At 65.2% G+C, this 23,093-nt stretch carries 19 protein-coding genes; 5 read left to right on the forward strand and 14 right to left on the reverse strand.

Going from position 1 to position 23,093, the window contains the following annotated elements; all coding sequences use genetic code 11:
* Window positions 1-6: 6 nt before the first annotated feature.
* The 3 genes from SHTP_RS15260 to SHTP_RS15270 form a co-directional block, all read right to left on the reverse strand.
* Window positions 7-1,428: a phytoene desaturase family protein gene (locus tag SHTP_RS15260; protein ID WP_096371042.1), complete on the reverse strand. Its 1,422-nt coding sequence runs from the start codon at window positions 1,426-1,428 to the stop codon at window positions 7-9.
* Window positions 1,425-3,173 carry a DUF3556 domain-containing protein gene (locus SHTP_RS15265; RefSeq protein ID WP_096371043.1) on the reverse strand — a complete coding sequence of 583 codons (1,749 nt, stop codon included), beginning with the start codon at window positions 3,171-3,173 and terminating at the stop codon, window positions 1,425-1,427. The genes SHTP_RS15260 and SHTP_RS15265 overlap by 4 nt, the downstream gene beginning before the upstream one ends.
* Before the next feature lie 194 nt (window positions 3,174-3,367).
* Complete coding sequence (locus tag SHTP_RS15270) at window positions 3,368-5,206, reverse strand: PE family protein (protein WP_096371044.1); 1,839 nt, start codon at window positions 5,204-5,206, stop codon at window positions 3,368-3,370.
* Window positions 5,207-5,478: 272 nt separating this feature from the next.
* On the opposite strand from SHTP_RS15270, the gene SHTP_RS15275 reads away from it, so the two are divergent.
* Genes SHTP_RS15275 through SHTP_RS15285 form a run of 3 tightly spaced genes read left to right on the forward strand, consistent with a single transcriptional unit; the run spans window position 5,479 to window position 9,140 of the window.
* Complete coding sequence (locus tag SHTP_RS15275; protein ID WP_231395689.1) at window positions 5,479-6,222, forward strand: lysophospholipid acyltransferase family protein; 744 nt, start codon at window positions 5,479-5,481, stop codon at window positions 6,220-6,222.
* Between the two features lie 3 nt (window positions 6,223-6,225).
* On the forward strand, window positions 6,226-7,860 hold the full coding sequence (gene fadD12, locus SHTP_RS15280; RefSeq protein WP_096371045.1) for an acyl-CoA ligase FadD12: 1,635 nt from the start codon (window positions 6,226-6,228) through the stop codon (window positions 7,858-7,860).
* Entirely contained in the window at window positions 7,857-9,140 is a 1,284-nt protein-coding gene (locus SHTP_RS15285; protein ID WP_096371046.1) for an alpha/beta hydrolase, read from the forward strand. The genes fadD12 and SHTP_RS15285 overlap by 4 nt, the downstream gene beginning before the upstream one ends.
* Here SHTP_RS15285 and SHTP_RS15290 read toward each other — a convergent pair whose 3' ends face one another.
* From SHTP_RS15290 to SHTP_RS15340, 11 genes are all read right to left on the reverse strand, one after another.
* The gene (locus SHTP_RS15290) at window positions 9,141-10,523 is read right to left on the reverse strand and encodes a WS/DGAT/MGAT family O-acyltransferase (protein ID WP_096371047.1); all 1,383 of its coding nucleotides are present in this window, start codon (window positions 10,521-10,523) and stop codon (window positions 9,141-9,143) included.
* A 102-nt stretch (window positions 10,524-10,625) separates the two neighbouring features.
* The gene (gene whiA, locus SHTP_RS15295; RefSeq protein ID WP_096372498.1) at window positions 10,626-11,603 is read right to left on the reverse strand and encodes a DNA-binding protein WhiA; all 978 of its coding nucleotides are present in this window, start codon (window positions 11,601-11,603) and stop codon (window positions 10,626-10,628) included.
* Complete coding sequence (locus SHTP_RS15300) at window positions 11,600-12,676, reverse strand: YvcK family protein (RefSeq protein ID WP_020724958.1); 1,077 nt, start codon at window positions 12,674-12,676, stop codon at window positions 11,600-11,602. The genes whiA and SHTP_RS15300 overlap by 4 nt, the downstream gene beginning before the upstream one ends.
* Entirely contained in the window at window positions 12,673-13,593 is a 921-nt protein-coding gene (gene rapZ, locus SHTP_RS15305; RefSeq protein ID WP_096371048.1) for an RNase adapter RapZ, read from the reverse strand. Before rapZ ends, SHTP_RS15300 begins: the two co-directional genes overlap by 4 nt.
* Window positions 13,590-15,533 carry an excinuclease ABC subunit UvrC gene (gene uvrC, locus SHTP_RS15310; protein WP_096371049.1) on the reverse strand — a complete coding sequence of 648 codons (1,944 nt, stop codon included), beginning with the start codon at window positions 15,531-15,533 and terminating at the stop codon, window positions 13,590-13,592. The genes rapZ and uvrC overlap by 4 nt, the downstream gene beginning before the upstream one ends.
* A gap of 19 nt (window positions 15,534-15,552) precedes the next feature.
* Window positions 15,553-17,022: an HNH endonuclease signature motif containing protein gene (locus tag SHTP_RS15315; RefSeq protein WP_096371050.1), complete on the reverse strand. Its 1,470-nt coding sequence runs from the start codon at window positions 17,020-17,022 to the stop codon at window positions 15,553-15,555.
* 45 nt (window positions 17,023-17,067) lie between these two features.
* Entirely contained in the window at window positions 17,068-17,721 is a 654-nt protein-coding gene (locus SHTP_RS15320; RefSeq protein WP_096371051.1) for a hypothetical protein, read from the reverse strand.
* A gap of 19 nt (window positions 17,722-17,740) precedes the next feature.
* Window positions 17,741-18,211: a PH domain-containing protein gene (locus SHTP_RS15325; protein WP_012393987.1), complete on the reverse strand. Its 471-nt coding sequence runs from the start codon at window positions 18,209-18,211 to the stop codon at window positions 17,741-17,743.
* Window positions 18,208-18,690 carry a 6,7-dimethyl-8-ribityllumazine synthase gene (ribH, locus tag SHTP_RS15330; protein WP_015355803.1) on the reverse strand — a complete coding sequence of 161 codons (483 nt, stop codon included), beginning with the start codon at window positions 18,688-18,690 and terminating at the stop codon, window positions 18,208-18,210. Before ribH ends, SHTP_RS15325 begins: the two co-directional genes overlap by 4 nt.
* On the reverse strand, window positions 18,687-19,964 hold the full coding sequence (locus SHTP_RS15335; RefSeq protein WP_096371052.1) for a bifunctional 3,4-dihydroxy-2-butanone-4-phosphate synthase/GTP cyclohydrolase II: 1,278 nt from the start codon (window positions 19,962-19,964) through the stop codon (window positions 18,687-18,689). Before SHTP_RS15335 ends, ribH begins: the two co-directional genes overlap by 4 nt.
* A 138-nt stretch (window positions 19,965-20,102) precedes the next feature.
* Window positions 20,103-20,726, reverse strand: coding sequence for a riboflavin synthase (locus SHTP_RS15340; protein WP_011739904.1), 624 nt, complete (start codon window positions 20,724-20,726; stop codon window positions 20,103-20,105).
* A 109-nt stretch (window positions 20,727-20,835) separates the two neighbouring features.
* Here SHTP_RS15340 and SHTP_RS15345 point away from each other — a divergent pair, with 109 nt between their 5' ends.
* Both SHTP_RS15345 and SHTP_RS15350 read left to right on the forward strand, forming a co-directional pair.
* Window positions 20,836-21,537 carry an LppX_LprAFG lipoprotein gene (locus SHTP_RS15345; protein WP_096371053.1) on the forward strand — a complete coding sequence of 234 codons (702 nt, stop codon included), beginning with the start codon at window positions 20,836-20,838 and terminating at the stop codon, window positions 21,535-21,537.
* A complete protein-coding gene (locus SHTP_RS15350) occupies window positions 21,537-23,090 on the forward strand; it encodes an MFS transporter (RefSeq protein ID WP_012393983.1) in 1,554 nt (517 codons plus the stop codon). Before SHTP_RS15345 ends, SHTP_RS15350 begins: the two co-directional genes overlap by 1 nt.
* Window positions 23,091-23,093 lie beyond the last annotated feature (3 nt).

The raw sequence follows: 23,093 nt of genomic DNA on the forward strand, positions 1-23,093 counted from the left end.
ACAGCCTCAGCGCCGCTTACGCAACCCCTGCAACGCCGATTCCGCGGCGTGGTAGCCACACAGTCCGTGGATTCCGGCGCCCGGCGGGGCGGATTGGGAACACAGATAGACACCGGGTACCCCGATCGCATACGGATCGAGGGCTATCCGCGGCCGGAAAATGACCTGGAGCCCGTCATTGGCCCCGCCGATGATGTCACCGCCGATGAAGTTGCGGTTGTAGGCCTGTAGCTCGGCGGTCGACTTGCTGACGGTCGCGGTGATGCGATCGCGGAATCCGGGCGCGAATCGTTCTATCTGGTCGATGACGGCGGCAGTGGCGTCGCCGGCATAGCCGAACGGTACGTGTGCGTAGGCCCAGATCGGGTTGATGTTGCCCGCCGAACGCGACGGGTCGGCCAGGTATTGCTGCCCGATCAAGACGAACGGTCGTTGCACCATTCGACCTTGTGCGCGTTGGCGTTCGGTGTCCGCGATCTCGGCGAACGTGCCCCCGAGGTGGACGGTCCCGGCCCGCCGGCAGTCAGGATTGGTCCATGGAATGTCGCCTTCGATGGCGAAGTCGACCTTGAACGCCGACGATCCTTCCCGATAACGCCGGTAGGACCGCTTGATCCGCGCGGGCATCGCATCGCCGTACAGCGTCAGAACGTTGGCCGGGCTGAGGTCGAGCATGACGATGTCGGCATCGGGGATGTCACGGCGGCTGGTGACGGTTATCCCCGTGGCCACGACACCGCCGAGCGCGTCCAGGGCGGCTCCCAGTGCCGCGGTTATCGACCCGGAACCGCCTTGTGCGACGGGCCAGCCGTAGCGGTGGCCGCTGGCCAAGATCATCAACCCCAGCGACGCGGTCAGCGACCGGTCCAGCCGGGTGTAGACGTGCGCGGCAGCGCCTCCGAACAATGCGCGCGCCTGCTCGGTACGGAACCAGCGCGCCATCATGGTGGCGGGCAGCGCCGCCCGAGGCCCGAAGGCGGCCAGCCGAAGCGGGTGACGGGGAACGCCGAGCACCGGGCGGAGCAGGTCGCCCGCCAGTTCATCGAAACCGGCCGCCAGGTCCCCCACCGCACAGCGCCACCGTTTGCCGTCGGGCCCCATGCCCGCCGCCGTGCGTTCAATCGACTGGTGCAGCACCCCGGCCGTGCCGTCGTCGAGCGGATGTGCGCAGTCGACTTCGGGCCAATTCCACGTCAACCCGTAGCTTTGAAGGTCGATCTCATTCCAGAACGGTGAGCCGACACCCAGTGGGTGAAACGCTGAGCAGTGATCGTGGATCACCCCGGGCACGGTCAGCTCACCCGAACGCGCTCCCCCACCGATGGTGTCGTGCGCTTCAAGCACCTGCACCTCGACCCCGTGCTTGGCCAACTGGATCGCGGCGGCCAGGCCGTTGGGCCCGGCCCCGACAACGACTGCCTTGGTCATTGGGCGGCGCGTTGAGTCGTCACGTGTACCGGAAATTCGTCGCCGGGCTCGGGCCACGGCTGCCGGGCAAGCATGTCCTCGACTGTGACGTACCCGGCTTCGATCAATCCGGTCTTGGCGTCGACGATGCGGTACCACTGCTTTTGGATGTGGATCGGTTGACCTTCAAGGATGATGACGCGCAGGTCGCCGTCGGCGAGATTGCAGCGCCGCTGCACGGCCTGTACCAGCTGCTCATTGTGCAGGTGGCCCTCGCCGAAGTTCCAGCCGACCAACGGCCCGGCCACGATTTCGCCCTCACGGACCTTGTACTCGGCTTCGTTGCCGATCGCCCGGGGCAACAACCCGTTGAGCGCCCTGCCGTGGGTATGCATGGCCCGGAACGCGGCCGTCTTGTCGACCATGATTTCGGCCGTGTTCGCGTCGTAGAGCTTGGCCAACTGGTTGACCACCAGCGCGGAGCTCTTGACGACGCTGGCCTCGATCTTTTCCTCGGCCCCGGCACGGAAACACCACACGCTGGTGGCCCAGTTACCCGCGTAGTAGCGCATCGCCGGCAGGAACGAAATCTTCTCCGGGAAAAGGTTTCCCGCTACCACCACGGCGACAGCGGCGAGCACGATCGCTAGCAGCAGCGGGGATCGAAGAGCTATGGCGCGGATCGAGCCGTAGTGCCCGAACAGATAGAACAGCGAAAAGACGAAGAACACATTCCACTCCAGCGGGACTCCCATGGGGAGGTTGGAGAGGATGTTGAGGTGGAAGATCACCATGAACCCGATCAGGAACCAGCGCCACGGCTGGTCACCGGCGACGAGCACCAGAACCGCCGGAACCAGGAACTCCGCCGTGGTCCCACCCACGTGGGCCATGATTTTCGGCAGCCAGGACGGGCGCAGGTCGTTGACGTGGTCGCGGTAGAGCAGATGCTTGATCGGATTGAACAGCCTGCCGCGCAGTAGCGCGTTATTGCTGGTCATCACCGCGACGACGTACGGAAAATGGTGGTTGAGCTTGGACGTGGCCGCTCCCCACCACAGGCAGAGCATGATGATCTTGAACGCCGCGATCTGATCGGTGAACGGGAAGAAGAACACGAACAGCTTCAGCCAATAGTGTTCCCCGCGCGCGGCCAAAAAGACCGTCTTGTCACGCAGACCCAGTAGCGCCAGCGCGATGATCGTCGGTACCACCAGGATCGGGTCGATCAGGCCGACGTCACCGCTGGCTGTCACCTGTCCCGCATGGCCGGGAGAAAACAGTGCCCACCCCCCGCTGATCAGGACGATGGCGTAGAGCGTCACATCCACCACGGTGCGAGTGTCCCCGTCGGTGAAGGGCACCTTTGCCGGCCAGGGTGGCAGGCGAATTGTCTTGGGTCGCAGCCAATAAAGGAATCCGCCAACCGGCGGCATGAACCGCCCGGTCAACGGTCCGGACCCGCAGCCAAATCCGAGGACCTCGAACAGCAGTGTGAAGATGATGACCTTCTGATACACGATTGGTTGCGTCCACCAGTCGGCGATATGCCCCAGCCCACCCAAACCCGGCGTCAGCGAGATGATCGCCGCGGGGGCGGCGACGTAGATCCCGATCTTGAGCAAATAGAGCAGGTACACCGCATACGGGGTCCCGAAGCCATGTTCGGCCCAGTGCCGAGTAACAACCTGCAGTCGCGTTGCACGTGGCAGGGTATGCCAGGTTTCGTGATCGACGTCTGACAAGTCCGGTGACATGAATCCCATAGCGGCCTCATTCTCGGTGCGAAACCCTGCTGGTGTGTCCCTTGCGGTTCCAATCTATCGGCACCACGCGGCCGACGAATAGATGCTTTTGAATCCCGCCGCGCCTTCTCCGTCCGGCCGCGACGAAAAGCACTAGCACACAATGTCTTCACGGCCTTCATGGCCTTCAGGTTGCTGCACCGACACGGCAACTATCAGGGAAAGTCACGACCGATGTAAGCGGAGACCCCGGCCGCGATCGGAATTGTCGCACCGAAAGTCAGCAGCATGGCGTTGGTGGCAGGGATGAGTTGCAGGTTTTGATTGAAGCCGCTGAGGTTGCCGGCCGCCAGATCCTTGATCGCGTTGATCGAATAGTAGGTATCGGCGGTCAGAATGACCCCCGGCCCTTCGATCAAGATCGGCAACACCTGCCGGCCAACGTAGATCGCGTTGAGCAGTTCGGAAGAAGCGCCGTGCCTGGCGGCCTCGGTGGAGAGGTCGGCACCATATTGATAGATACCCGATGTGATGGCGGGATTTATCTGCCCGTTGATGACGCTGTCGAGTGTGCGATACAGATGATCGAGCGGCCCGGCTATCGCACCGCCGAGCTGCGGTGGAACCGCAATGGCGCTAGGAACACTCGCCGGCCAGCCGGGGATGGGCGGCGCATTGCTCCATATTTCCGGCAGCAACGGCGCGGCCGGCAGATCCGGTAGCGGCGGTAGCCCCATGCCGGCCAGGCCATTATCGATCCCCCGCACCGCGCCCTCTACGAACGCGCCCGCGACCACGTTGGGATTGACATTGGCGGGGAACAACGACGCGGGGGTGGGAACATCCGCGTATCCGGTTCGGTCGTAGCCCAACTCAACGACGTCGCGCAGACCGGGCTCAATGCCATCGAGCACCGAATCGGGCACAATGCCGCGCAGTGGTTGCAGCAAAGGCAAGTGCTCGTTCGGGATCAAGATATAGGTGGTGTTGACGTCCGGCGAGGACACCGGCAGCACCACGCCCGCCGCCACTTGATCAGGCGTGAGCCCGTAGTAGAGGCTGTGCGAATAGGAGATACCCAACAGCGCATTGACGTCCGCGACGACATTGAGCGGGTACTGCGGGAAATCGGCAAAGCCGTCATATTGGGTCGTGTAGACCGTCGTCGGGTACTCGGTGACCGCCGTCGCGCCATTGAATGTCAGACCCACTGATTGGATATACAGACCTGGAAAACGCGCCAGGATCCCGCCGTTCGGATTGTTCGGATTGCCGAGCAATACGAACGAGAGGTCCTCGGGGCTCGGCCTGCTGTCGATGGGCAGGCTCTGCAGATGCCGCATCTCCAGGGTCGCCACCGAAGCGCCCTGCGAAAAGCCGGCAACGACAACGCGATTCCCGTCGGCGAGTTGTTGCGTGATCGCGGCGTGCAAGTAGCTGGCTCCCGTAGCGGCCGATTCATCGAAGGTCAGGTTGGGAATCCCGGTGAACGGCTGGAACTGCGCGGGTGTCTGTACGCCGAAAAGCGAATCGCCAAAATAGTGCGGTGCGACAAACAGGTCGTAGACCTCCCGCATGAAGCGATACGACGGTCGCGGGGTTCCGGTGGAGCCCACGACCAAGACCGAGCGCCCGCCGGACAGCAAGGCCGAACTCATCAGCGCGTCAACGCCGGACGCTCCCGCGGAGGCGGCGCCGGCCCCAGACCATGCCCTGCCCGGCGCCGTCAACCCGGTGAGTAACTCCTGCTGCACGTTGCGCAACAGCGCCGCGTTGCCGGTTTCCGCGTCCGCGTACCAACCCGCGGTCCGATCGAGGGCCTGCACCAATTGGTCGTGGTAGGTGGCCAGCTGGCCGCCCAGGAGCTGATATTCCTGGGCGTGGGTGCTCATCAACGCCGCGATCCCCGCCGATACCTCGTCAGCAGCCGCGGGAAGAAGCCGCGTGGTCAGGGCCGCGGCCGCCGCGTTGGCCGCCTCGATTGCCGATCCGATGCCCGTTAGTTGGGACGCCGCGGCGACCACCGTCTCCGGCGCGGTGACCACGAACGACATCCCACCCCCCCCTCCGCCGCCTGACCCAGGCAGCTCTGGCAAGGTCAGCCGCCCAGCACATCTAGCAGGGCGGATGCTATCGCGATCCGGCAAACTCTGGTGGGTGATTCGCCGAGATCACTGCCGCCCACCCGGTGGGGCCGCCGGCCGCGGGACCAATTGGCGATCGGTACCATCGGTTGACCCACAGCGCCCATGGTCAGGGGATCTTCGTGAGCGATACCGACAACGACAAAGACATCGAGAAGTTCGACCCGGGCCTGACCCGGCGCATGATCGGTGTGATGCGGCCGGTAGTGAAGACGTACTTCCGCTCCGAGGTCCACGGCTTGGACTCGTTTCCGCCGGGCGGGGCGCTGGTGGTGGGCAACCACTCCGGTGGCATGTTCCCGATGGACGTCCCGATCTTCAGCGTCGACTTCTACGACAAGTTCGGTTATGACCGGCCGGTCTACACGCTCAGCCACGACATCCTGTTCATGGGCGCGACCGGGTCGTTCTTTCGGCGCACCGGCTACATCCGGGCCAGCCGAGACAATGCGGCAAAGGCATTGCGCTCCGGCGGGGTGGTGATCGTGTTTCCCGGTGGCGACTACGACGCGTACCGGCCCACGCTTTCGGAAAACGTCATCGACTTCAACGGCCGCAAGGGGTACGTCAGCACCGCGATCGAAGCCGGTGTCCCCATCGTGCCCGCGGTGTCCATCGGCGGACAGGAAACCCAGCTCTACCTGTCCCGGGGCACCTGGCTCGCCGAACGGCTTGGGCTAAAGCGGTTGCTGCGCAGCGATATTCTGCCCCTCTCGTTCGGCTTCCCGTTCGGATTCAGCGCGGCTATCCCGCCCAACCTGCCGCTGCCGACCAAGATCGTCACCGAGGTGCTGGATCCGATCGACGTCATCGCCCAATTCGGCGAGGATCCCGACGTGGACCAGGTCGACCAACATGTTCGTTCGGTGATGCAGGAGGCTCTCACCAGGCTGGCCGCCACTCGTCGATTCCCGATTCTGGGCTGAGCCATGGCGCCTCGCATCGACCAGATCCTGGGTCTGATCACCACGTTGGCGCGGTCCGGTCTGATCGCCCCGATGCGACCGGACCGGTACCTGAAGATCGCCGCCGCCATGCGTCGCGAGGGGATGGGATTCACTGCGGGATTCGCGGCAGCCGCCCAGCGCTGCCCACATCGGCCGGGCCTGGTCGACGAGTTGGGCACGCTGACCTGGCGGCAGCTCGACGAGCGCAGCAACGCGCTGGCCGCAGCGCTGCAGGCACTGCCGGCCGGCTCGCCCAAGGTCGTCGGAATCATGTGCCGCAACCATCGCGGGTTCGTCGAAGCGCTGGTGGCGGCCAACCGGATCGGTGCCGACATTCTGCTGCTCAATACCGCATTCGCGGGTCCGGTGCTGGCCGATGTGGTGGCCCGCGAAGGCGTCGACACCGTCATCTACGACGAAGAATTCACCGCCACGGTCGACCGCGCATTTGATGGCCGGCCACAGGCCACTCGAATCGTCGCGTGGTCTGATGGACAGCACGACCTGACCGCCGAACAGCTCGTCAACGCCCACCTGGGTCACCAGCCCGAGCGCACCGGCCGCACCGGGCGGCTGATCCTGCTGACTTCAGGCACCACCGGAACGCCTAAGGGCGCCGAGCATTCTGGAGGTAGCGGCGGAATCGGCACCCTGAAAGCGATTCTGGACCGCACATCGTGGCGAGCCGAACAGCCCATCGTGATCGTGGCGCCGATGTTCCACGCCTGGGGCTTCTCACAGCTGGTACTGGCCGCATCACTGGCATGCACGATCGTCACCCGCCGCAAGTTCGACCCGGAAGCGACGCTGGACCTCATCGACCGCCATCGGGCGACCGGCCTGGTGGTGGTGCCGGTGATGTTCGACCGCATCATGGAACTGCCCACCAAGGTGCTCAACCGCTACAGCGGCCGCACATTGCGGTTTGCCGCGGCGTCCGGTTCCCGGATGCGCCCCGACGTCGTCGTCGCGTTCATGAACCGATTCGGCGACGTGATCTACAACAACTACAACGCGATCGAGGCCGGGATGATCGCCACCGCGACGCCGGCAGACCTGCGTGCCGCACCCGACACCGCGGGCCGCCCCGCCGAAGGAACCGAAATCCGGATCCTGGACCAGGAATTCAACGAAGTGCCGGAGGGCGAGGTCGGCAGCATCTTTGTCTGCAACGACAGCCAGTTCGACGGATACACATCGGGCACCACCAAGGATTTCCAGGCCGGCTTCATGTCGTCGGGCGACGTGGGCTACCTGGACCGCAACGGACGGCTGTTCGTGGTCGGGCGCGACGACGAAATGATCGTCTCCGGAGGAGAGAACGTCTACCCGATCGAGGTGGAAAAGACCCTTGCTACCCATCCCGAAGTCGCGGAGGCCGCGGTGATCGGCGTCGACGATGAACAGTACGGACAGCGGCTGGCCGCATTCGTGGTGCTCGAACCCGACGCTGATCTTGATGAGAATGCCGCCCCCGAAACCCTCAAACAACATGTGCGCGACAACCTGGCCAACTACAAGGTGCCCCGCGAAATTGCGGTTCTCGACGAGTTGCCCCGCGGTAGTACCGGCAAGATATTGCGTGCCGAACTGCAGGCAAAGGTCTGCGGCACATGAGGGGCGATCGACTGCGCAAGCTGGCCCGCCGGCCCCGGCCCCGGCCCCTGACCCGGGCGACGGCCGAACTCGTCAACGCCGCCAACGGATTACGGCCCATCAGCCGCAACCCCTATGCCGCCTTTTTCGTGTTCTGGCTTGGCTGGCCGACCTCGGAGGTGCCTGGTCTTTACCTGACCGCGTCAGTGGTGGACGCGCTGCGCCGCGGACGACGCGGTGATTTCGCCGGGCCGAAGGGCAAAGTCGCGTTGGCCCTTACCGCCGCGGCCTGGGCAACGCTGGGCGTGATCCGCTACCGCGGCATCACCACCCCCGGCCCGGTCCTCGAGGAGGGGTTGACCGAAGGACTGGGGGCTGACTACGCCCAGGAGTTGGCCACCCTGCCGACCGAGCCGACGCGGCGGGGACGACGCAACCTCCCCCTGCGCACGACCGTGGCACGCCGACTCTATGTGGAGAAGACCAACATCGTGGCCTACGGCCCACACCGCCGTGCCAACCTGGCCGACATCTGGCGGCGACGCGATCTGCCGCGCGACGGCAAGGCCCCGGTGCTGGTGCAGGTGCCCGGTGGCGCCTGGGTCCTCGGATGGCGCCGCCCCCAGGCGTATCCCCTGATGAGCAACCTGGTTTCGCGTGGCTGGGTCTGTGTGTCGCTGAACTATCGGGTCTCTCCCCTACACACCTGGCCGGCGCATATCGTCGACGTCAAGCGCGCGCTGGCCTGGGTGAAAGAAAACATCGCCAACTACGGCGGCGACCCGGACTTCGTGGCGATCAGCGGCGGGTCAGCGGGCGGCCACCTGTCCGCGCTGGCGGCTCTGACCCCCAACGAGCCCAGGTTTCAATCCGGCTTCGAGGAAGCCGACACCTCTGTGGCGGCAGCGGTTCCCATCTATGGCCGCTACGACTGGTATTCGACCGAGGCCGAGGGGCGACCTGAATTCGTCGAATTGCTAGCGCGTTTCGTGGTGAAACGGAAATTCCGCGACCACCGCGAGGTCTTCGTCGATGCTTCGCCAATCCACCATGTACGGGCCGACGCACCACCGTTCTTCGTGCTACACGGCCAAGACGACTCCCTCATCCCGGTGGTCGAAGCTCGAGAGTTCGTCGAAGAATTACGGGCGGTGTCGAAGTCCCCGGTCGCCTACGCCGAATTGCCCAACGCCCAGCATGCCTTCGACATCTTCGGTTCCCCACGCGCGCATAAGGCTTCCGAAGCCGTGGCCCGGTTCCTGTCCTGGGTGTACGTCACCAACGGCCCGGGCCCACGCTAGCTAGAGACCAGCCGCGCGTTCGAGCTCGGCCAGCGCCGGTTCGATGAGGTCGGCCATCTCGTCGATGTCATTGGCTACCTCGGGTGTCGTCACGAACCCGAAGTCCAGATGCTCCTGATACGAGAAGCAGGTGATGTTCAACGCCACGTCCATCACCGGCGGCCCTAGCGGCACCAAGGAGTCCAGCCGCGCACCCGCCATATAGAGGGGGAACTGCGGGCCGGGGACGTTGGATACGACGAGGTTGATCGGGGCCAGGTTATGGGAAAGCCCGGTAGCGGTGTACGCGCGGGCGGCCAGATGGAGCAGACCTGGCGGGGTGGTCTCGGTAAGCCCCATGATCTGATGCGCCGAGAGCGCCTTGGCCATCTCTTTGGCGTTCTGGGTGCTCTCGTGAATGGCCTTGAGACGCTCGGCCGGATCATTGATGTGGGTCGCCAGCGACGCCGTCATCGAGCTGATCTGGTTGCCGACGTCCTCCTTGGTTTGATCGGTGCGGGTGGACACCGGGATCTGCGCGATGAGCGGCTTGGCGGGCAGCTCGTCGCGCTTCTTCAGGTATTCCCGCGCCGCCCCGGCCACCGTCGCCAGCACAACGTCGTTGAGTTTGACGCCGAAGGCATCCTTGACCGCCTTGGCTCTTGCCAGTTCAATGCGGCACCCACTGACCCGCCGGTGCGGCGACACATGTGCGTTGAACCGGGTCTTGGGTGCATCGAAGTAGCGGGGTGGCCTGGCGCTCACGCCCAGCGCCGCGATCTGCTGGCGCACGGTTTGCTCCACCAGCCGTGCGATGCGGAACGGGGTCATGATTCCCACGTTGATCAGGGCACCCACCGCGCGGCGCTCCAGCCTGGGGATCTGGAATCCGACGAATCCAACTGTTTCCTCTTGCGGCGGCCGAGGTTCGGGCGTGACATCCAGCAGGATTTCACCTAACCCGGCACCCGAGACACCGTCGACAATGGCGTGGTGCATCTTGGTCAGGGTGGCGATGCGCCCGCCTTCGACACCCTCGATGACCCAGAGTTCCCACAGCGGTCGAGAGCGATCAAGCTTGTAGGACATGAGCCGACCGACGAGTTCCTCGAGCTCGCACCGGCCGCCCGGCGCGGGGACTCCGATTCGCCGCACGTGAAAGTCGACGTCCAGATCCTGGTCTTCGACGAACCAGGGCCGGTCCAGCCCCAGCGGGGCCCCGGTGACTCTCCAGCGCAGCTGTGGGATCTCCGGGAGCCGTTCGATGAGTAGTTCGCGCAACCGCTGAAAGCTGTAGTCGGGCGCATCGGTCGGATCGCAAATCGCCAGCGCACCAACATGCATGTGCCAGCCTGCGGTCTCCGCAGACCAGAACGCCGCATCAACACTCGAGAGCCGCCTCATTGGGCGACCATAACCTCCCGTGAGCTGCTAGGGCCAGCACTCCCAGAAATCTCACAACGCGCCGTCGTCGTGCGACGGACCCGCAAGCAGTGCTTGCGCGGACTACGCATCCTCGAGCAAGTCGGGCGTCACCGCCGATTCGGTGTCGGGAATTCCTTCCACCTTCGCCTTGCGATCGGCCATCGACAGCAGCCGCCGAATCCGACCCGCCACAGCATCTTTCGTCATCGGTGGATCGGCGAGGCGGCCCAGCTCCTCCAGCGACGCCTGGCGATGCTCGACACGCAGTTTGCCGGCCGAGGCCAGATGATCGGGCACCGTGTCACCGAGGATCTCCAGCGCTCGTTCCACCCTGGCGGCCGCCGCCACCGCCGCGCGCGCCGAGCGGCGCAGATTGGCATCATCGAAATTGGCCAGCCGGTTGGCCGTCGCGCGCACCTCGCGACGCATCCGGCGCTCTTCCCAGACCAGCCTGGTGTCCTGCGCCCCCATTCGGGTCAGCAGGGCACCGATCGCCTCGCCGTCGCGCACCACCACGCGATCGGCTCCGCGGACCTCACGGGCCTTGGCACCCACCCCGAGCCTGCGGGCGGCCCCCACCAGCGCCAGGGCAGCTTCCGGGCCCGGGCAGCTGACCTCGAGGGCCGACGAGCGCCCGGGTTCGGTCAGTGACCCATGCGCCAGAAAGGCGCCCCGCCACGCGGCTTCCGCGTCGCCGATACTGCCGCCGACCACCTGGGCCGGCAGGCCACGCACCGGACGGCCCCGCATGTCGAGCAGTCCGGTCTGACGCGCCAGCGCTTCGCCGTCGTTGGCGACCCGCAGCACGTACCGGGTGTTCTTGCGGATCCCGCTGGCCGACAGCACGTGCACCACCGCGCTGTAGCCATAGAGGTCGAAGATGTCTTTGCGCAGCCGCCGCGCGATGCTGCCCAGATCCACCTCGGCCTCGACGACGACGCACCCAGCCACTATGTGCAGGCCCCCGGCGAATCTGAGCAGCGAAGTGACCTCAGCGCGCCGGGCGCTGACCGATTTGACTACTAGGCGACTCAGTTCGTCCTTGACTTCAGTCGTCATCGCCACGCGTCGTCACCCTTCGGTTTGTTGCCACCCGCCCCGGGCCCGCCGGTCTGTTGACGTCCGCCCTCGATCGGTATCTCCTGCGGACTCGTCACCGGAGGTGTCGTGAGGTCCCTGTCACGGACCCGCACTGCATCCAGGACGGCCGCTAGCTTGCCCGGGTCATGTAAAGGTGTACCAGGTCGGGCAACGTCGGCGAAGTGGACCTCGGCCTGAAGCATTGTTGCCGTGCGGCGAAGTTGCTCCTTCTCTCGATCGCTAGGCACCCGGTCCGCGTCGATGATTATGTCGTGGACCGTGAACCCCGGGGCATGCTGGGCCAGGACGTGCAGGTGACGCTCAACCGAGAAACCGGCCGTCTCCCCCGGCTCGGCCACCAGGTTGAGCACCAGCGCGCGACGCGCCGACGTGGCCTGCAACGCCGCGAACAGCCCCGGCACCAGCACATGCGGAATCACACTGGTAAACCACGACCCGGGACCTAAGACGATGAGATCGGCAGCCATGATGGCGTCGACGGCCTGGCGGGTCGCCGGTGGGTCGGCCGGCCGCAACCGCACCCGTCTCACCTTTCCCGGGGTGGTGGCCACCGCCACCTGGCCGCGGATCAGCCGGAACATCCGCGGATCAGACTCCAGCCCGGAAACGTCGGCTTCGATCTGCAGCGCAATCGGACACATCGGCAGCACCCGGCCCTTGACACCGAGGATGCGTCCGAGTTCGTCGAGCGCGGCTACCGGATCGGCCAGCACCTCGGACAGGCCGGCCAGCAACAGGTTGCCGATCGGATGCCCGGCCAGCGCGCCGCTGCCACCGAACCGGTGCTGCAGAATGGTCGCCCAAAGTCGGCCGTACGGACTGTCGGATGCCAAGGCCGCCAGCGCCATTCGCAAATCACCCGGCGGTATCACGTCGAGTTCGCTACGTAGCCGACCCGAGGATCCACCGTCGTCGGCAACGGTCACGATCGCGGTGACGTAGGGAGTGAGCCGACGAGCCGCCGACAGCGTCGCGTATAGCCCGTGTCCGCCACCCAAAGCAACGATGCTGTGGCTCGCCGGTGAATTCATTCGCGGCCCAGATCCCGGTGCAGTACCCGCACCGAAAGTCGCGAATTCGACCGCAGCAGCCCCACCAGTGCTTCGGCGATGGCGACGCTGCGATGCTTGCCACCGGTGCAGCCGATCGCGACCGTCATGTAGCGCTTGCCCTCCCGGCGATAGCCCTCCACGACCAGGGATAGCAGCTCATGGTAGGTCTGCAGAAACTCGGACGCGCCAGACCGGCCCAGGACGTAGTCGCTGACCGCCTGGTGTTGGCCGGTCAGTGGCCGCAGCTCGTCGACCCAGTGCGGGTTGGGCAAAAACCGCACGTCCATGACCATGTCCGCGTCCATCGGCAGTCCGTACTTGAAGCCGAAGGACTCCACGGTGACGCTGGTGATCGCCGCGGCGTCGCCGCCGAAAGCTCGTTCGATGTTCTCCCGCAGCCCGCGCACCGAGAGCGTGGACGTGTCGATGATGAGGTCAGCGGTGGCGCGCACCGGCTCGAGCATCTTGCGCTCGGCGGCGATCCCCTCGGCAAGTGTGTGCCCGCCCTGCAGCGGGTGGCTACGGCGATTCTGTTCGTAGCGGCGCACCAACATGTCGTCGGACGCCTCCATGAACACCACTCGGGGGGTGATGTTGCGGGTGGCCAGTTCGTTGCGCACCGAATCCAGGTCGCCGGTGAAGCCCCGTGACCGAACGTCCATCACCACGGCGAGTTGGGTGATGCGCGATCCGGCCGCCAGCCCGAAATCCACCATTCGGGTGATCAGCTGCGGAGGCAGGTTATCCGCGACATACCAGCCCAGGTCCTCTAGCACCTTGGCCGCCGTGCCGCGGCCCGCCCCGGACAGCCCGGTCACCAGCACCACGTCGATACCGGCCGAGGCGTCGCCTTCTGGACCGGGCGGATTTCCGCCACCCGCAATATGGTTGGTCATTGGGCACCCCCCGGCTGGTCGGGACGCAACGCCTCGAGCACGGCAGTTGCCGTTGCTACGCCAATACCCGGTACCGCGGTGATCTGGTCGACGGTGGCCTCCTTGAGGCGGGCTATCGATCCGAAATGGGTGACGAGCGCCTTGCGACGGTAATCTCCCAATCCGGGCACCGCATCCAGCGCCGACGCCGTCATCCGCTTGGATCGCTTGCTCCGATGGTAGGTGATGGCGAATCGGTGCGCCTCGTCGCGCACCCGCTGCAGCAAGTAAAGGCCCTCGCTGTTACGCGGCATGATGATCGGATCCGGCTCGGAGGGCACCCATACTTCTTCCAGCCGCTTGGCCAGGCCGATCACCGCGACGTCGACGATACCCAGCTCCTCGAGAACGGCGCTGGCGGCGTTGACCTGCGGCGCACCGCCGTCAACGACATAGAGATTGGGCGGATAGGCGAATCGGCGAGATTTTCCTTCCGGGGAAAGCAGATTCGGATCGTTCTGTTCACTCAGGTGGCGCTGGAACCGGCGTCGAGTCACTTCGGCAATGGATGCGACGTCGTCGGAGCGGCCCTGCCCAGCCGCTTCCCGGATGGCGAAGTGGCGGTAGTCGGACTTGCGCGGTAGGCCGTCCTCAAAGACCACCAGCGAGGCGACCACATCGGTGCCCTGCACGTGGCTGATGTCGACGCACTCGATGCGCAACGGCGCATCGGCCAGCCCGAGCGCCTCCTGAATATTCTGCAGTGCAGCAGATCTGGCGTTGAAGTCACCGGCCCGCTTCAGCTTGTGCTGCTGCAGCGCCTCTTTCGCATTTCGCTGCACCGTTTCGGCCAGCGCGCGCTTGTCTCCGCGGCGCGGCACGCGCAGCGTAACCCGCGAGCCGCGCAAGCCGGACAACCAGCTGGACAGTTGGTCGGCGTTGGAGGGCAGGCACGGCACCAGTACCTCGCGGGGAACCGGGTTGACCGACTCATCGGCGGCACCGCCCAACTCCGCCTGGTCGCCATAGAACTGAGCCAGGAATTGCTCCACCAACTGTTCCTCGACCGAAACATCTGGTGCACTGGGCTTTTCGACCACCCAGCCGCGCTGACCGCGGACCCGACCGTCGCGGACATGGAACACCTGCACCGCCGCCTCGAGTTCGTCGTCGGCAAATGCCACCACGTCCGCGTCGGTGCCGCCCCCCAGCGCCACCGCTTGCTTTTCCATCGCGCGCTTCAATGCAGACCGGTCATCTCGCAGCCGTGCGGCGCGCTCGAAGTCGAGGTTCTCCGCAGCGGCGTTCATCTGCTGTTCCAGCTCGCGGGCGTATCGGTCGGTCTTACCGGAGAGAAAGTCGCAGAAATCATCGACAATCTGGCGATGCTGCTCTTTGCTGACCCTGCCGATACAGGGAGCCGAGCACTTGTCGATATAGCCGAGCAGGCATGGCCTGTCTATCTGCTTGTGCCGCTTGAACACTCCCATCGAGCAGGTGCGCGCCGGAAACACCCGGGTAAGCAGATCCACTGTCTCGCGGATCGCCCACGCGTGCGAGTAGGGCCCGAAATAGCGGACCCCTTTGCGCCGTGGACCGCGATAGACCATGAGCCGGGGAAAATCTTCGTTGAGCGTGACGGCCAGCACCGGATATGACTTGTCATCGCGGTAGCGAACGTTGAAGCGAGGATCGAATTCCTTGATCCAGTTGTACTCGAGCTGCAGCGCCTCGACTTCTGTGTTGACCACCGTCCACTCGACCTTTGCGGCGGTGGTCACCATCTGGCGGGTCCTCGGCTGCAAGTGCGCGATGTCGGCAAAATACGACGTCAGCCTGCTGCGCAGGCTCTTGGCCTTGCCGACATAAATGACTCGCCCATGCGGGTCCCGGAATCGGTACACCCCCGGCTCGACCGGGATGGACCCGGGCGCGGGGCGATACGTCGCGGGATCTGGCACGTACCCAGGCTAGTAGCCGCTAGAAGGGCGGCGGCTCGTCGGGACCGATTGTCGGCTCCGGGGTGTCGTACCGGTCGGCGTGGACGCCGCCGACGGCTTCCAGTGCCCTGCGATTGCATCGGCGCTCGGTGTCGATGCGATTCGCCCGGTTTTGTGCGCGGGTTCGGGCACGGGTCGGCATCCTCGCCGCTCGGCCAGCACGGGGGCTGCCGGCCGTGCCCACGATTGGCGGTAGCTCCCCGGTCGGCACGCATAGGTTCGGAAACAGCAGCGCGCTACCCGGGGTGGTCACGTAGGTGTGCCCGTCGGGCAGCAGCCAGATCACCGTGCCGTCGGGTAGCTGCAGGTCGCGCCAGCCCCAGAACGTTTTCAGCAGATGGTGTTTGCGGCACAAGCACTTCAGGTTCGACGCGTGCGTGTGCCCGCCGTCACCGTATGCAACGGTATGGTCCAGATCACAGCAAACTGCCGGCTGGTCGCAGCCGGGTGCTCGACACGTCAGATCACGGCACCGCACGAATTCGGCGAGCCCCGCTGATGGCGCGTATCCGGACTCGGGGCGCCCTGACGGTCGCATCAGCGGCCGCAGTGTGGCGACCTTGGCCAGCTCGGCGATCAACGAGGCCGGGATCAGCCCTTCGGCGCCGAGCAACACAGCGGGCGTGTGACCGGTTCCGTCGACAGTCGATTGATCGGCAACGACGTGAATCACCACCTTGCTCGGAGCTGACCGCGCTGCGGCAGTGCAATCGGCGGACGTGCAGCCGCACGCCAACCGATCACTGCCCGCCACCAGCGCCCCCACCGCGTCGGCACGACGCTGCTCACGGGTGCGCGGGTCGGCGGCGCACACCGTGTTCGCAAGCTCGTCGAGGCGCCGGTCAAAGGCTCGCCCCGCGGTCGCGAGCACGCTTCCGGCCAGCGCGGCCAAGCCCGAACCGTCGGCGATCACATCCACATCGACGAATCGACCGTCGGCCGCCTCGGCAACGCGGCGCACGGCATCGCGATCGACATCGGCCACCACTTGATCGACCGCAACGGACAGCCGACCTCGAGTTACCGCAGGACATCGCGCCAAAAACGCGGCGAGCTGTGCGTCCACCTTCGCCAGCACCTCGGCGTCGGTGATGAGGTCGGTGCGAAACACGATCGTCTGGAATGCCCGGTAATCGATATCTCCGGCGCGGAAGGCCTGCCCCACCTTCGGCAATCGGTTGCGCATCGCCATCGCATAACGCAAATAGCTCGAGCCCATCGCCACGCTGGTTCGTAATGCGGCAGCCACCTGCGCGGCGACCGCCTCCCAAGTATCCGTCGCCCATTCGGCACGGTCGCCGGACTCCCGGCACCGCAGCACGAACAATGCACCGACCACGTCCAGCCGTTCGGCCGCGGCCGCAGCCTCCCGGCGAGATGCCTCTCGCGCCCTCTCCAACAGCGCATTCGACTCCGCCGTCGGACGGGAGGCATACCAGCACTCGAACATACGTTCGACCCTAGCAACCGATGGCGACACTTCCCCCGACTCGTGTCAGACCCGGTCGTCGAGCTGCGCCCGTCGGGTGACCGCCCACTCCGCCATCGGAAATCCGGAATTTTGGTCCCACGCGGATATGACCAGAGCGGCCCGCGGCACCACCGCCAGTCCGTAGTCGCAGTTCCAATCCGAACGGCCCATGCTCCACACCAGCACACCCTCAGCCGGAGTGCCGAAGGACTTGAGCGTGATCAGCCCGAACTCCCCCGCCGGATACCCGGCAAATGCATCGCCATGGCATTGCGACACCGCGCGGAATCCGTTCTGCACCACGTCGTGAGGATTCAACGGGCTGTTGTAGACATCGACCGACTCGGCATACATCGCCGTAGCCTGCACTCGGTATGCGGACTCGGCGAAGTCCGCCGAGCCCGGTGGCCGTAGCGGCGAACCTTTGAACAACACCGCGGCCGTGCATTCGGGTGGCCGGGCGCTGGTGAAATAGGTTTCGCCCACCCGAGTCGAAGACGCCGGCCCCAGCGGCGTGTTGTCCCCATCCTGCAACAACAAGTCACGAGCCGAGATGTGGGCACGCGGCTGACCGGAGGCCCGAATCGCGCGACCGGCAACGGAATTGGTGCACGCGGCCATCGCCACCACCACGACGAGCAACACCACCGCCGCGCAGATACGCCCAAGACGCGTCATCGGCAGATCGTAGCGCGGCTCAGCGGGTGGGCAGGTCCGGGCGATATTGGGTCAGCAGGGAGCGCACCGCGTCCATTGACGCCACCGCACGCTCCTTGTCCACGGCCTGAATCGCCATCACCGGGATGTACTCGTCATCGGGCAAGTCGATTCGCGCCCAGCGACTCCCCCCAGGAAACGACACACCGACCACGTCTTTCCAAGGAATCAGCTTATAGCCCAACAGATTACGCACCGAGATGCCCGCAGCACCGATCCTTAGCCGCGGTCGGGTGAACAGCAGCACAGCACCGGCGAGAATGAGCCCGAGGGCGCCCATCGCCACTTGATCACCGGTCTGAAATATCATCCCGCTCGAGCCCACCTTGAGGAACAATCCACCGGCTACATGCGCCGCCACGATCAGGATCGCCGCGGTGTACGCGACAACCGGTGTCCAGTAGGGACGCAAGACGACGTCCCACTCGGCGCGTTGTGCTTCGTCGGTCATGACTCAGCACGCAGCTCGCGCAGGGTCAACGCGGTGGTCAACGCCGCCGCGGTCGCCTGCGCGCCCTTGTCCTCATCTGAGGTTGGCAGGCCAGCCCGGTTGAGCGCCTGTTCCTCGGAGTTGGTGGTCAAAACCCCATTGGCCACCGGCGTGGAGGAGTCCAGCGAGACCCGGGTCAGACCCTGGGTCACCGCATCGCAAACGTAGTCGAAATGCGGTGTCTCACCACGTATTACCACACCCAACGCGACCACAGCGTCGTGATTTCGAGTCAGTTCCTGTGCCACCACCGGAATTTCGATCGCCCCCAGGACGCGCACCACCGTCGGGTTGTCGATTCCGGAATCGGCAGCCGTGTTGCGCGCACCGGCGAGCAGGGCATCACAAATCTTGGTGTGCCAGGTGCTGGCGACGATAGCCAGCCGAACGCCGGAAGCGTCGAACGCCGGCACGTCCGGAATGCCGGCGCCACCGCTCACAAAGCACCACCGAATTCCCCTGGCAGGTGCACCGATTCGTGAAAGTCGTCTAATCCGGTCAAGTCATGTCCCATCCGGTCGCGCTTGGTCATCAGATAGCGGATGTTCTCCGCATTGGCCCGCACCGGCAACGGGACCCGCTCGATGATGTGCAAACCGTAACCGTCCAGCCCTACCCGCTTTGCCGGGTTGTTGGTCAGCAGCCGCATCGAACGGACCCCCAGATCAACCAGAATCTGGGCCCCGATCCCATAGTCGCGTGCATCAGCGGGCAGACCGAGCTTGAGGTTGGCGTCGACGGTGTCATCCCCGGCGTCCTGGAGTTGATAGGCCTGCAGCTTGTGCAACAACCCGATGCCGCGGCCCTCGTGTCCGCGCATGTACAGCACCACCCCACGCCCCTCCCTGGCGACCATGGCCATGGCCGCGTCGAGCTGGGACCCGCAGTCACAACGACGTGACCCGAAAACGTCGCCGGTCAGACACTCCGAGTGCACCCGCACCAATACGTCGTCGCCGTCGCTGTTCGGCCCGGCGATCTCGCCGCGCACCAGTGCAACGTGCTCGACGTCTTCATAGATGCTGGTGTATCCGATGGCGCGAAACTCCCCGTGCCGGGTCGGAATCCGGGCCTCGGCAACGCGCTCGATGTGTTTCTCGTGCTTACGCCGCCATTCGATCAGGTCGGCGATGGTAATCAGTGCCAGCCCGTGTTCGTCGGCGAAGACCCGCAGCTCGTCGGTCTGGGCCATCGACCCTTCATCTTTTTGGCTGACGATCTCACAGATCGCGCCCGCGGGCTGCAGGCCAGCCATCCTGGCCAGGTCCACCGCGGCCTCGGTATGGCCCGGGCGGCGTAACACCCCGCCGTCCTTGGCGCGCAACGGAACGACGTGACCGGGACGGGTGAAGTCTTCGGCCACACTCGCCGGATCCGCAAGCAGCCGCATCGTGGTCGCTCGGTCGGAAGCTGAAATACCAGTTCCCACGCCATTTTTCGCATCCACCGTAACGGTGTAGGCGGTACCGTGCTTGTCCTGGTTGACCGCGTACATCGGCAGCAGTCCCAGCCGGTCACACACCGCTCCATCCAGCGGGACGCACAGGTACCCAGAGGTGTAGCGCACCATGAACGCCACCAGCTCCGGTGTTGCCTTCTCAGCGGCGAAGATCAGGTCGCCCTCGTTCTCGCGGTCCTCGTCATCGATGACGATGACAGCCTTGCCCGCACCAATGTCGGCAGCCGCTCGCTCGACGGAGTCCAACCTCGTCATCTTTGCTACCTTGCTGTCAGACCTACTCACACGAGATGTTTCACGTGCTGCAATCAGTATGGACTACCGCACCGCCACAGTTACTGTCTTGCGGCTTTGAGGTCCCTGCCCGCTGATTCTGACCGGTTTCCTACCGCGCTAGTGCGCCGGGTCGGCTGTCGGTCCGGATTGCATCAGTCGTTCGACATATTTGGCGATCACGTCCACCTCCAGGTTTACCTGCGTACCCACCGGCGCTTGTCCCAGCGTGGTGAGCTCTCGGGTGGTCGGAATCAGCGAAACCTCGAACCAGTCCCGAGGCTGCGCACCTAGATCGGAGACGGTCAGGGAAATGCCGTCGACGGTGATCGATCCCTTCTCCACGACATAGCGGGCCACCGTCGCTGGGACCTGAATGCGCACCACTTCCCAGTGCTCCGACGGGCTCCGGGCGATGATCTCGCCGGTCCCGTCGACATGGCCCTGGACGATGTGCCCACCGAGGCGGCTGTTGACGGCCGCGGCACGCTCCAAATTGACCTGGCTACCGACCTGTAGTTCCCCCAGGTTGGACCGGTTCAGCGTCTCGGCCATCACATCGGCGGTGAACTGGCCGTCGGCGAGCACCTCCACCACCGTCAGGCAGACACCGTTGACTGCGATCGAATCACCATGACCGGCGTCGGCGGTAACGATCGGGCCACGAATGGTCAAGCGTGCCGCATCGGTGAGGGTGCTCCGGTCGGTGATTTCGCCGAGTTCCTCGACTATTCCGGTGAACATTGCACCAGGCTAATTGGCCCTCGGCGGGCCGCGACAAACGCCGTTGTGTAGCACGCTGCACACCCCGCGTTGCCCGACCCGGTCGGCGGCACCCTCTACGATGCAGGATATGCAGACCCGCCGCCGTCTATTCGCTGTCCTCGCCGCCCTCGGCACCGCCACCGCCCTGGTTGCCGGCTGCTCGTCGGGCACGAAGGACAGCGGCGGACCACTACCCGATGCGACACCGTTGGTGAAGCAAGCAACCGAGCTCACCAGGAACCTCAAGAGCGCGCACCTGGTCCTCACCGTGAACGGCAAGATCCCCGGCCTGTCGATGAAGACGCTCTCCGGCGATCTGACCACCAACCCGACCGCCGCGAAGGGAAACGTCGAGCTCACGCTCGGCGGATCTGCGATCGACGCCGATTTCGTGGTGGTGGACGGAACCCTGTATGCCACCCTCACCCCGAACAAGTGGAGTGATTTCGGCCCGGCTGCCGACATCTACGACCCGTCGCAGATCCTGAACCCGCAAGTTGGCCTGGCCAATGTGCTGGCCAATCTCCAGGACGCCAAGGCCGACGGTCGCGACACCATCGACGGACAGACCACGATCCGGATCACCGGAAAGGTCACTGCCGAGGCGGTGAACCAGATCGCGCCCCCGTTCGATGCAACAGAACCCGTGCCGGGCACCGTGTGGATTCAGGAGAACGGTGACCATCAGCTGGTGCAAGCCAAACTGGACCGCGGGTCGGGCAATTCCGTCGAGATGACCTTGTCCAAGTGGGGCGAGCAGGTCAGCGTCAGCAAGCCCCCGGTGAGCTGATGAGCACGCAGACAGGGCGCCGCGTCGCCATCAGCGCCGGCAGCCTGGCGGTATTGTTGGGCGCCCTCGACACCTACGTCGTGGTCACCATCATGCGCGACATCATGGGCAGCGTCGGCATCCCGGTTAACCAATTGCAGCGGATCACCTGGATCGTCACCTGGTATCTGCTCGGCTACATCGCCGCGATGCCGCTGCTGGGACGGGCTTCCGACCGGTTCGGCCGCAAGCTGATGCTGCAGGTCAGCTTGCTCGGCTTCGCCGCCGGCTCGGTGGTCACCGCGCTGGCGGGGCATTTCGGCGATTTCCATATGCTGCTCGCCGGCCGGGCACTTCAAGGTGTGGCCAGCGGTGCGCTGCTGCCGATCACCTTGGCGCTGGGTGCGGATCTGTGGGCACAACGAAACCGCGCCGGCGTCCTCGGCGGTATCGGAGCCGCCCAGGAACTCGGCAGCGTGCTGGGGCCGCTCTACGGGATTTTCATCGTCTGGTTGTTCCATGACTGGCGAGACGTCTTCTGGATCAACGTCCCCCTGACCGCGATCGCCATGCTGATGATCCAATTCAGCCTGCCGGCGCACGACAAGAACGCAGAGCCGGAGAAGATCGACCTGGTTGGCGGTGCGCTGCTGGCAATCGCGTTGGGGCTCGCCGTCATCGGGCTGTACAACCCCAACCCGGACGGCAAAGAGGTGTTGCCGAGCTACGGACTACCGGTGCTGACCGGCGCGATCGTGGCCGCGGTGGCGTTCTTCGCCTGGGAGCGGTTCGCTCGAACCCGGCTGATCGACCCGAATGGGGTGCACTTCCGGCCGTTCTTGGCCGCCCTGGGTTCATCGGTGGCCGCGGGTGCCGCGCTGATGGTGACTCTGGTGAACGTGGAGTTGTTCGGCCAGGGCGTGCTGAGCATGGACCAGACCCAGGCGGCGGGGATGCTGCTGTGGTTCCTGATCGCCCTTCCGATCGGCGCGGTGACCGGCGGGTGGATTGCCACCAGAGTCGGCGACCGGGCGGTGACGTTTGTCGGGCTACTGATCGCCGCCGGCGGCTATTTGCTGATTTCGCATTGGCCCGTCGATCTGCCGGATTATCGGCACAGCATCTTCGGCTTGTTCACCGTGCCCGCCATGCACGCCGACCTGCTGGTGGCCGGCCTAGGGCTTGGCCTGGTGATTGGGCCGCTGTCGTCGGCCACGCTGCGAGTTGTACCGGCCGCCCAACATGGCATCGCCTCGGCGGCGGTGGTGGTCGCGCGGATGACCGGCATGTTGATCGGTGTGGCCGCGCTGAGCGCCTGGGGTCTGTACCGGTTCAACCAGATCCTGGCGGGATTGTCGGCGGCCGTACCGCCCGACGCGACCTTGCTCGAGCGCGCGGCCGCGATCGGAGCCCAATACCAACAGGCATTCGCCTTGATGTACGGCGAAATCTTCACGATCACCGCGTTTGTGTGCGTCTTTGGTGCGGTGCTGGGTCTGCTGGTCAGCGGACGCAAGGAGCACGCGGAAGAACCGGAGATCTCGGAGGAACCGGCCGTAGCGCCCCGGCCGTGAGTC

It is taken from the genome of Mycobacterium ulcerans subsp. shinshuense (assembly GCF_002355775.1).
Lineage (GTDB): Bacteria > Actinomycetota > Actinomycetes > Mycobacteriales > Mycobacteriaceae > Mycobacterium > Mycobacterium marinum.